8 protein-coding genes are annotated in these 10,832 nt (G+C 53.4%); 5 read left to right on the top strand and 3 right to left on the bottom strand.

Annotated elements, in window-relative coordinates:
- Both BZG14_RS13200 and BZG14_RS13205 read left to right on the top strand, forming a co-directional pair.
- Positions 1-1,556 (top strand): sodium:solute symporter family protein (locus BZG14_RS13200; protein WP_108743564.1); only part of this gene is annotated, 1,556 nt, incomplete at its 5' end.
- Between the two features lie 69 nt (positions 1,557-1,625).
- Positions 1,626-2,138: a hypothetical protein gene (locus BZG14_RS13205; RefSeq protein ID WP_241824674.1), complete on the top strand. Its 513-nt coding sequence runs from the start codon at positions 1,626-1,628 to the stop codon at positions 2,136-2,138.
- Between the two features lie 41 nt (positions 2,139-2,179).
- Here the strand turns inward: BZG14_RS13205 and BZG14_RS13210 are convergent, their stop codons facing one another.
- The 3 genes from BZG14_RS13210 to BZG14_RS13220 all read right to left on the bottom strand — a co-directional run bounded on the left by BZG14_RS13210 (position 2,180) and on the right by BZG14_RS13220 (position 7,173).
- Positions 2,180-2,404 carry a hypothetical protein gene (locus BZG14_RS13210; protein WP_069361528.1) on the bottom strand — a complete coding sequence of 75 codons (225 nt, stop codon included), beginning with the start codon at positions 2,402-2,404 and terminating at the stop codon, positions 2,180-2,182.
- Entirely contained in the window at positions 2,401-5,847 is a 3,447-nt protein-coding gene (locus BZG14_RS13215; protein ID WP_077608947.1) for a PAS domain-containing hybrid sensor histidine kinase/response regulator, read from the bottom strand. Before BZG14_RS13215 ends, BZG14_RS13210 begins: the two co-directional genes overlap by 4 nt.
- 150 nt (positions 5,848-5,997) lie before the next feature.
- A complete protein-coding gene (locus BZG14_RS13220; RefSeq protein ID WP_077608948.1) occupies positions 5,998-7,173 on the bottom strand; it encodes a 3-phenylpropionate MFS transporter in 1,176 nt (391 codons plus the stop codon).
- 195 nt (positions 7,174-7,368) lie between these two features.
- Here BZG14_RS13220 and BZG14_RS13225 point away from each other — a divergent pair, with 195 nt between their 5' ends.
- The 3 genes from BZG14_RS13225 to BZG14_RS13235 all read left to right on the top strand — a co-directional run.
- Positions 7,369-9,165, top strand: a complete 1,797-nt coding sequence (locus BZG14_RS13225) for a DUF294 nucleotidyltransferase-like domain-containing protein (protein WP_077523350.1) — start codon at positions 7,369-7,371, stop codon at positions 9,163-9,165.
- A gap of 1 nt (position 9,166) precedes the next feature.
- Positions 9,167-9,790, top strand: coding sequence for a 3'-5' exonuclease (locus BZG14_RS13230; protein ID WP_077486491.1), 624 nt, complete (start codon positions 9,167-9,169; stop codon positions 9,788-9,790).
- Between the two features lie 243 nt (positions 9,791-10,033).
- Positions 10,034-10,832, top strand: a 799-nt coding sequence (locus BZG14_RS13235; protein WP_158011756.1) for an AMP-binding protein, incomplete at its 3' end; no start/stop codon positions are given.

Below are 10,832 nucleotides of genomic sequence, written 5' to 3' on the forward strand. Positions count from 1 at the left end.
CCTTTATCTCTATGGCTGGCTTGATCTCATTCATGGGCTATGGCGGTTCGGTGTTTTTGATGGGCTGGACCGGCGGTTTCGTGCTTCTCGCACTGTTGCTCGCCCCTTATCTACGTAAATTTGGCAAATTTACCGTGCCAGAGTTTGTCGGTGAACGCTTCTACTCAAAAACCGCGCGCATTGTTGCCGTCGTTTGCTTGATCATCGCTTCTGTCACCTATGTTATCGGCCAGATGAAAGGGGTCGGGGTGGCTTTTGGTCGCTTCCTAGAAGTGGACTATTCCACCGGGCTTTTAATCGGGATGGTGATTGTGTTTATGTATTCCGTGATGGGCGGGATGAAGGGCATTACCTACACCCAAATTGCTCAGTATTGCGTACTCATTTTGGCTTACACTATTCCCGCAATCTTCATCTCCCTCAAACTGACAGGCAACCCATTCCCACAGCTTGGTCTAGGCAGCACCATGGCAGGAACGGATCAGTACTTGCTCGACCGGCTTGATCAGGTGGTGACCGAACTCGGCTTTGTCGAGTACACCACCGCGGTGCGCGGCAGTACACTCAACATGTTTGCCTACACCATGTCACTGATGATAGGTACCGCCGGTTTGCCCCACGTTATTATTCGCTTCTTTACGGTGCCTAAAGTGCGTGATGCACGGACATCCGCCGGTTGGGCGCTGTTCTTTATCGCGATTTTATACACCTCAGCACCTGCGGTGGCGGCGATGGCGCGCTTGAACTTAATGGACACCGTCAATCTGCCTAATGGCGACAACCTTGTCTATGACGAGCGTCCAGACTGGTTTAAAAACTGGGAAACCACCGGGCTTTTGGGCTTTGAAGACAAAAACGGTGACGACAAGATCCAATACACTTCGAACCCAGACACCAATGAGCTACGTGTTGACCGCGATATCATGGTGCTGGCAAACCCAGAGATTGCCAAACTCCCTAACTGGGTGATTGCCCTGGTCGCCGCCGGGGGCTTAGCCGCTGCCTTGTCGACCGCGGCTGGGCTGTTACTCGCGATCTCGTCAGCGATATCCCATGACTTGATAAAGGGGGTTGTTAATCCGAATATCAGTGAAAAAGGCGAGCTACTGGCAAGCCGGATATCCATGGCATTAGCGATAGCGGGTGCAGGCTATTTGGGGCTCAATCCACCAGGCTTTGCGGCCGGGACAGTGGCCCTGGCGTTCGGCTTGGCCGCATCATCGATTTTCCCGGTGCTGATGATGGGGATCTTCACCAAAACCATTAACAAAGAAGGGGCGATTGCAGGTATGGTCGCGGGGATCAGCGTCACCCTGTTCTATGTATTCCAGCATAAAGGGATTCTGTTTGTCGCGGATTGGACCTACTTAGAAAGCCTAGGTAGCAACTGGATACTGGGTATCGAGCCAAATGCCTTTGGCGCGGTTGGCGCTGTGTGTAACTTTGTGGTGGCAATCATTGTTTCACGCCTGACCAAAGAAACACCGCAAGAGGTACAAGATTTGGTCGAGCACGTTCGTATGCCATCTGGAGCCGGTGATGCGCAATCACACTAATCCGGTGTTCATCTATCAAGCCCCTTCGGGGGCTTTTACACGGTTTGTAACTTCCAGCCAAGGAGAGGCATGATGTCAACGGTCACGCGTTTACTCACCAATAAACATGTGGTTATTGCGATGCTGGTTGCGCCAGTATTAGCGGTGATCACCTATTTTGCCGTCGATGCCAGTGTGTCTGAGCCGCCTAAAGCCGCTCAGCCAGGACAGAGTTACCCGCTGGCGGTCCGTTCTAACTGTCGCTATACCAGTGGCTTCTGTCAGCTCGAAAATGGTGATATGAAACTCAAACTGGAATCGCAGGGGGTTGATAACAACCGGCTAACGCTGCGGTTAGTCAGCGAGCTGCCGTTGGAGGGCGCACAAATCGGCCTGACAGACATCACACCGCAAACCATGCAARTCCGCGATGAAACAGGCACGACCTGGACGGTTACCCTCCCTGCTCCAAGCAGCGAGGAGACGCAAATCCGTCTAGCCGTCAGTATGAAGGGGAGCCACTATTACGCAGAAACGCCAGTGACATTTATCGAGCATGAAACATTTTATACCGAGCACCGACAATCTCAGGACGCTTCATAGCGTCAGCCTCGTCATACGGCGTCAGTACGATAGGTAACCCCTTACGCATCAGGCGACATCAAGGATGCTCGGATCGCCGCCACGATGGTGGCGATTTTGTTTTCATACGCTTGCTCCGTTAGCCAATGACTGACATCCGCCCAGCCATCACCGTCCAGGTGGGCGAGCTCATCAAGGTCAATATGTCCATCAACCGGATTAAAGTGCCCTGCCACTTTAACGATGCCAACATCGGTTTCTAAGCGGGGTAACGAAAAAGGGGTCATGATTTTCCTCGCTGTTGTAGTAACGCACGCAACTTGAGCGGCTTTACCGGTTTGGAGAGATACATAAAGCCTAGTCCAGTCACGGTCTGTTGTGTCTCGGCACTGCGGTCAGCACTGATGATCACTCCCTGAAAGCAACACCCTAGTTTTAATTGGCATTGTTGAAGCACTTGCAGCCCGGTTTGCTGGTTCGCCAAATGGTAATCGCTCAGTACAAACTCAGGCTGCCATTGGTCACCGATCGTCTTGATCGCGCCACTCACATCGGGGGCGCAGCGAACGTCGCATCCCCACCGTGATAAAAGCTGCGCCATTCCATCTAAGATCTCTTGCTCATTGTCTACACATAAGACACGGCAACCTTCGAGCTCTCGCGCCGAAGCGGTGGCAGGCAACACCGGGCTTGACTCAATCTTTTCCGCTTGGCTCGCATTCACTGTCATTGAGAACACCGTGCCCCGACCCGGCCAGGACTGCAATGCCAGAGGCTGAGAGAGGATTTGGCTAATGCCCTTCGCGATCGCCAACCCTAAGCCCAGCCCCTGCTCGGCCCCTTCGCGGTCAATGCGGGTGAACTCTTGAAAGATATCTTGCTGACGCTCAAGGGGGATCCCATCACCGTCGTCCCATACCTCAATACGGTAGTCTCGCCCTGCCCGTCGCACACCTAACACCACTCGGCCCTCAGGATTGTAGCGAAAGGCATTGGTCAAAAAGTTTTGTAGTACTCGGCGCAGCAAGTTCTTATCAGACTGAACCCAAACCTGGCTGGTCACAACGCGAAAGTCCAACCCTTGGCGACGCGCTAACACCCCAAATTCCGCTTCAAGCGCATCAAAGACTTCACACAATGGAAAGGATTCAATCCGTGCTTTCATTTTGCCCGACTCCAGGCGCGAGATATCGAGCAAGTCACCAATCAACACTTCCGCACTTTCTAGTGCGCTCTCTATATGCTGAGCAACGGCTTCGGTATCTCGATTGGCCGCCATTTCACTGAGTGATGAAGCAAACAAACGTGCTGCGTTAAGTGGCTGCATCAAGTCGTGACTGACAGCGGCTAAAAAGCGACTCTTCGACTGTGAGGCCGATTCGGCCTTGCGGGTAGCATCAATCAACTGGCTATTCAGTCGCTCCAATTCCCGCGTTCGCGCTGTCACCCGCGCTTCAAGGGTTTCATTAGACTGCTTGAGCGCCGCTTCCGCATCCCGAAACGCGGTAATATCGGTGAAGGTCATGACAAACCCCCCGCCTGGCATCGGATTGCCCTGCAACTCAATCACCCGTCCGTCTGGATGCACACGCGAAGAGGTATGCGGCTTTCGTCGTGTTAAGTGCAGCACCCGCTTGCTGACATGTTCTTCCGGATCACCCGGCCCGCAGAGTCCGCGCTGGGCATTGAATCGAATTAAGTCCGCGACCGGTCGCCCGACCTGGATAAGCCCGGGTGGAAACTGAAACATATCAATGTAGCGCTGATTCCAYGCCACCAGCCGCAGTTGCTTATCCACCACAGAGATCCCTTGATTGATATGCTCAATCGCCCCTTGCAGTAATCCCCGCGAGAAATCGAACAACTCAGAGGCTTCATCAACAATGGTGGCAATTTCTTCCAATTGCATGTTGCGCCCCTGCAAGGCTGATGAAAGGACTAAGCGTGCCGATGACGAGCCAAATACCCCAGCCAACACCCGCTCGGTATGACGGATCAGCGGTGCGCTGGCTTGTTGCTGGGGCATCAGCTCTTCACCACGCTGCTCGGCAAATTRGCTAAACGCCTGACGCATACGCCGACGGCCAACAAAGCGTGCCGCGAGCATTTCCAGCTCCGCCACGGTGACTCGGCTTTGATACAAGCGCGCGTCATCGTTTTCCGGCAGTGGCATGCCAACAAACGCAGCAGCCTGTAAACGCTCACTGAGTGAGGGGCGCGTGAGTAAAGACACCACCACAAAGCCCAGGGCATTCATTAACACACTGAAGGCCAGCCCCCAATCCACGGTATTGAGGAGAGTAAAAGGTGCAAAGTTGGGAGGGGTAATAAGCCAAATCAATAGATTAGATTGCCCATCCCCTGCCAGCATGCCGGTTTGAGTCATCATGGTCACCAGCCATAGTGAAAACCCTATCAGTAAGCCCGCATAAACGCCTTTTTTGTTGCCTTGACGCCAGTACAAGGCACCAATCATCGCAGGGGCAAACTGCGCGATGGCCGCGAAGGAGAGAAAGCCGATTTCCGACAACGTGGGCACAGTAAGGATGAGATGATAGAAGCCCCACGCTGCAATTAAGATCAAAAAGATCAGCGCACGGCGAACATTGAGTAACAGCCCAGAGAACTGCGCAAAGTTACGTGATTTCAGTTTCATGCGCCGCAACAACAGGGGCATCACCAAGTCATTGGATACCATGATCGCCAGCGCAATGGTGGAAACAATCACCATCCCGCTGGCAGCCGATGCCCCACCCATAAATGCTAGTAGCGCCACTCCCTCAGCTCCTACCGATAGCGGCAACCGAATCACGTGAGTATCAGCAGGCGCCCCAGGTAACAACGCTTGCCCCGCATAGGCGAGCGGCAGGACAAAAATCAACATCAGCAACAAGTAGGTCGGGAAGACTTTACGCGCGGTATTCAAATCACTCGCGCGCGTGTTCTCCACCACCATGGTGTGAAACTGGCGCGGCAAGCAAATGATCGCCKCGCCCGTCAAAAACGTGTGGATGATTAAGCTACCCACATCCGGGCGACCAATCACGCCAGAGTCCTCCAAACTCACAGGCAGGCTCGGCGCTTGAAATAACAGCCACACCACAAAGATCCCCACCCCCAGAAATGCGACCAGCTTGACGATCGACTCGAACGCGACTGCCATCATCATCCCTCGGTGGTGCTCCGTACTGTCGATATGCCGCGTACCAAATAACACGGTAAATACGGCCAAGGAGATACACACGAGCCAGGCGATTTGGGGTTGAGCCAAGCCAACGCTTTGCCCTAGCTCTGGGGAAAGCACATCAAGTCCCATGGCGATCCCGCGCAGTTGCAACGCGATATAAGGCAGCACGCCCACCACGGCAATCAAGGTCACCATCACCGCTAAGCCCTGCGATTTGCCATATCGCGCCGCGATAAAGTCGGCAATAGAGGTAATGTGCTCGCGCTTGGCGATCAAAATCATGCGGGCAAGAAAACGCCACCCAAGGGTAAACACCAGAATAGGGGCAAGATAAATCGGAAGAAATGACCATGGCGAGCTGGACGCTTGCCCAACGGTGCCGAAAAAGGTCCAAGAGGTGCAATACACCGCAATAGAAAGGCTATAAATCCACGGACGCCATGAGCGTAACCAGCGCGGCTGACGATCACCATACCAAGCAATCGCAAACAGTGCGCCCATATAAAGCAGTGAAACAGAGACAATTACCCAGCCTTGTGTCATGGCTCCCTTCCTGACGCAATCCTTTGCCGAATCCTTGAGCTGGGTGTAACACGGTATCGGCGCCCACTCAATCGTCTCGTATTCGCTTTGTGGGCACCCTAGCTAACTTTACTGCAAGCCTAACCGGGCTTTATTACAGTTTCGGCCTGCCTATGCCACCTTAGCTTGCTTGGCACGCCAAAATGCTGGTTTACGCAGTGGTAAAACAAAAACAGGCAGCGCAAGCAGTGCCATGGTATAGAAGGTGCCAGAAGGCGATACGGCATAAATCCACCCGCTTGCCGTGGTCAGCGCCGCCACCACTGCGCCCATTGGTAACGCATTGTACGCCGCTTGTGTGGCCACCAATCGCGCCCCACACTCGCGCTGAATATACTGCATCGCGCCCAAGTGCGCGCCGGCAAACGTAATGCCGTGGAGCAGTTGCACCAGGATCACTGGCACCGCGGCGGTCGTCGTCCCTGTGATCCCCCAACGCAGCAATACACCCACAGCCGCCAATTGGAACAAGGCTTTGGATGACCAGCCATTAAAAAGCCGCGCGCCTAAGGCAAAGACGGCTACTTCCGCCACCACCCCGAGGCTCCACAAATAGCCGACAATGCTCTCGCTATATCCAGCCTGCTTCCAGTAGATCGCACTAAAACTGTAATACGCTGCGTGGCTGCCTTGCAGTAGGGAGGCGATTAACAAGAACACGATCACCTGACGGTCGCGAAAAAGCTGACGCATCGAGACTTTGCTATTGGTCATATCGCGCTCGCTTTGTGGCATCAATGTCGGCCGACGCAACGTCAGCAACAAACAGGCAGACAAGCCGCCAATTGCAACCCAAGGAATAATCGCCGCCGATTGCTCGGTCACCAGCCACCCGGTCAAACTCGACCCAACAATAAAGGCGATCGATCCCCAAAGACGGGTTCGACCGTAGTCGATAACTTTATGGCGCGCATAATAGTTGGCAAGCGCATCTGACAGCGGGACGGAGGGCCCAATGGCAAGATTAAACAACACAGTCACCAAAGCAAGCCACCACACATTGGCTCCCATTAAGGGGTGCAATACACACGTCACTAACGCCATGAGCGTCAATGCCCTCAGAGCGGGCAGCAAGGCTTCAACCTGTTGCACACGCGGTGTAAAGACTAAGTTAGCCACACAACGGGTCGCGAAACCGAGTCCTATCAAGGTACCGATCACACCTGAATTTAGGCCTAAGTACTCAAACCATACCGCCCAAAACGGCAGATACACACCATAGGAAAAAAAGAAGCCACCAAAGTATTCTGACAGCCAGCGAAACGGAGAACATTGGGTTACGGTCATCTCATTACTTCACATTAAGATAGATACCCGCTAAGTGTCGCAGCTCTGTGCGAGGAAAAAAAGACACGTGCACCACGAATGTCGACAAATGCGTGGGGGTGGCCAATCCGTATACGTCCTTGGCTAGACTAAAGTCGGCTAGCGAGATCGAAAAGGGTGAGACACACTGTGGATACCACAGTGAGGAGTGCGACTATGCCTGAACCTTTTGACACCTCTCATGCGCCCTTTGACTGCCTAACCGCATCACAAGTCAAACAATGCCGCCAAGCACTCGACGTTGCCTACTTTCGCCGTGGCGACACCCTGATCCAACCCGGTGATACGGGCGAGCAGCTCTTTATCATTATTAAAGGCAGCGTGGAAGAAGTGTCAGAAGACGGTAAGGAAGTATTTTCTCATTATACCACCGACGACTTATTTGACGTGCCAGCGCTGCTTAATGGCACCGCCAAACATCGATACCGTGCGCTAGAAGATACCCTCTGTCATTTATTGCCTGCTGAGGTGTTTCTCGCCATTTATCATCATAATCACGCGTTTCGCGGCTACTTTGATACCAACCTTCAGCGCCGACAAACGCTGATGGTGCAAGCGCGTCAGCAGCAAAACCTCGCCGAGTTTATGCTGACAAGAATTGATGACAGCAATATTCAACCTGCCTTGTGTGTCGCCTCCGACGTACCCCTGCATGTTGCCACCGCCCAGATGAAAGCCGAGCGCTGCGACTGCGCCTTGGTGGATGATGAAAATGGCGACTGCGGCATTATTACCCGCACCAATTTGCTTCATGCGCTCGTGCTAGAGGGCTACGATCAATCCGTGCCTGTTGGCGAGGTGGCCACACGTCCGGTGATCAGTGTCGAACGCGGCGACTTTCTCTTTCACGCCATGATTAAGATGACACGCCAGCGCGTAAAACGCGTCCGGGTCGTCAATGAACACGGAAACACAGCAGGGATGCTCGATCTTCCTCAGGTACTGAGCCTCTTTTCCACTCACTCTCACGTACTTAACTTACAGATTGCCCGCGCACAAACCATCGACGAACTGGTGATCGCCGCAAACAGCCAGAGCAAGCTGGTACACACCTTATTTAATAATGGCATTCACACCCGCTTTGTGATGCAGCTTATCGCCACCGTGAATGAGCAAATCATGGAAAAAGCGTTCCGCTTGTTAGTGCCCGAGGCTTACCAAAGCCAGTGCTGCTTGGTGGTAATGGGCTCTGAAGGACGCGGCGAGCAAGTGCTTAAAACCGACCAAGACAACGCCTTGATTCTCGCCGACGATCTCAACTGGCCCGATTGCCAGCAAGTGATGGAGACCTTTTCACATACACTGTATCAACTCGGTTACCCGCCCTGTCCGGGTCACGTGATGGTCAGTAACCCCAAATGGGTGAAAACCGCCACGCAATGGCAGCAAACCGTGCGTAATCTGGCACAAAGTGCCAATCATCAAAGCGTCATGGACTTGGCGATCCTCGCTGACAGCCAGCCGATCGCCGGCGATCTGAGTCTGATTGATGCGATCCAATCCCCCCTCAACGACACCTTGACCGACAATATGTTGACGCTCAACACCTTTGTCCGCCCTGCACTCGCCTTTCGCGTCCCTCTTACCGTGTTTGGCTCGCTCAAAAGCAGTAAAGAAGGGCTAGATATCAAAAAAGGCGGGATTTTCCCCATCGTCCATGGCGTGAGAACCATGAGTTTAGAAAAGGGCGTGCGCCACACCAACACCTTTGAGCGGCTGGAGCAGCTTGCCAACCTAGGGGCACTGGCGGAAGAAACGGCGGAAAACCTCTCCGAGGCCTTGAAGCTGTTTATCCGATTACGTTTAAGGCAACAATTGAGTGGCGAGCCACAAAGCAATTACCTCGACGTGGCTCACCTCCCTTCGAGCGAACGCGACTTGCTACGCCACGGGCTGCATGTGGTGAAAAAGTTTAAAGAGTCACTCGCTTTCCATTATCACGTGAGGGACTAATTTGAATTGGCTGACTCGGCATTGGTACCGTCATCGTCTACGACACTCACCCTATCGGGACTTATTTTTGCCTCCCGACTCAAACACGCTGATTTCACTGGACTGTGAGACCACCAGCTTGGATCCGCATCGTGCAGAGTTGGTTACGATTGCGGCCACCCCGATCAAAGGCAACCGGATCCTCACCAGTCACGCCCTCACCTTGACACTGGCCGCGCCAGAAAGTCTGAGCGCCGGCTCTGTCAGAATTCACCAACTCCGCCACCAAGATCTCACCCATGGAGTCAGTGGGGAACAGGCGATCACTGCGCTGGTCGACTTTATTGGTAACCACCCCTTAGTTGGTTACCATATCCGTTACGATAAATGCATTCTTGATCGTTACGCGCGCCAGTATCTTGGCTTTCCACTGCCCAATCCTCTGATTGAAGTCAGTGATATTTATCAACGCAAACTCGAACGCCTGCTTCCTAATGCCTATCACGACATCAGCATGGAGGCCATTAGTCGTCACCTCGATATCCCTTTGCCGGCCCGGCATGATGCGTTGGATGATGCGCTCGCCGCGGCATTGATTTATGTCCGCCTCACCCAAGGTGAGATGCCCATGCTGCAATCCAAATAACGCATCGAAGCCGCGACTGGCGCACGAACGCAACGACAAAGTGGGATCCAGCCCCCACTATCTGGCCTGACAACTGCGCAAATCGCTTAAAAATCAATGGGGTCATCCTAAAGTCTAATTGYCGGACGACCCGATATGTCACACCTTTACTGCATGGTTTTCGTTTGCCAGGCAGCGGTAACGCCTGACATCTCATGACATGGAAGCGCCGCGTGGAGCATCGCGGACACGAGGAGAAACAGGATGAGCGATAGTCACGTATACCCCGTCATGCCTTCAATTGCACAAAAGGCACACGCGGATGAAGCCAAGTATCAAGCACTCTATCAGCAGTCAGTGAGCGACCCGGAAGGCTTTTGGCGCGAGCACGGGCAAATTCTGGATTGGATGACGCCTTATACCAAAGTCAAACACACCTCGTTTGATACCGGCCATGTGGATATCCGCTGGTTTGAAGATGGTACCTTGAACGTGGCATCCAACTGTATTGACCGTCATCTTAAAGACAAAGGCGATCAGGTTGCCTTAATTTGGGAAGGCGACGATCCAAAGGACGATGCCACGCTCACTTATCACCAACTCCACCAGCAAGTATGCCAATTTGCCAATGTCTTAAAAGACAACGGTGTCAGAAAAGGCGATGTGGTGTGTCTGTACATGCCAATGGTGATGGAAGCGGCGGTGGCGATGCTGGCCTGTGCCCGTATTGGTGCCGTGCATACCGTGGTGTTTGGCGGCTTTTCTCCCGAAGCACTGGCAGGCCGGATTATTGACTCCAATGCCAAGGTAGTGGTGACCGCCGATGAAGGAATACGTGGTGGCCGTGCGGTGCCCCTGAAGAAAAACGTCGATGATGCCCTCGCCAATCCCAATGTGAAGTCGATTGAAAAAGTGGTGGTCTACCAACGCACTGGCGGCGATATTGACTGGCACAATCATCGTGATGTCTGGTGGCACGAGGCCACTGCGAAGGTGTCTGATAACTGCCCTGCTGAAGAGATGAAAGCCGAAGATCCTTTGTTTATTCTCTATACATCTGGCT

The organism is Salinivibrio sp. IB282 (assembly GCF_001995685.1).
Classification (GTDB): domain Bacteria; phylum Pseudomonadota; class Gammaproteobacteria; order Enterobacterales; family Vibrionaceae; genus Salinivibrio; species Salinivibrio kushneri.

What these genes read in the sequence shown, in the direction of transcription:
- BZG14_RS13210 (WP_069361528.1), bottom strand. Translation starts at nt 2,404, where the DNA reads ATGACCCCTTTTTCGTTACCCCGCTTAGAAACCGATGTTGGCATCGTT.
- BZG14_RS13220 (WP_077608948.1), bottom strand. Translation starts at nt 7,173, where the DNA reads ATGACCGTAACCCAATGTTCTCCGTTTCGCTGGCTGTCAGAATACTTT.
- BZG14_RS13225 (WP_077523350.1), top strand. Translation starts at nt 7,369, where the DNA reads ATGCCTGAACCTTTTGACACCTCTCATGCGCCCTTTGACTGCCTAACC.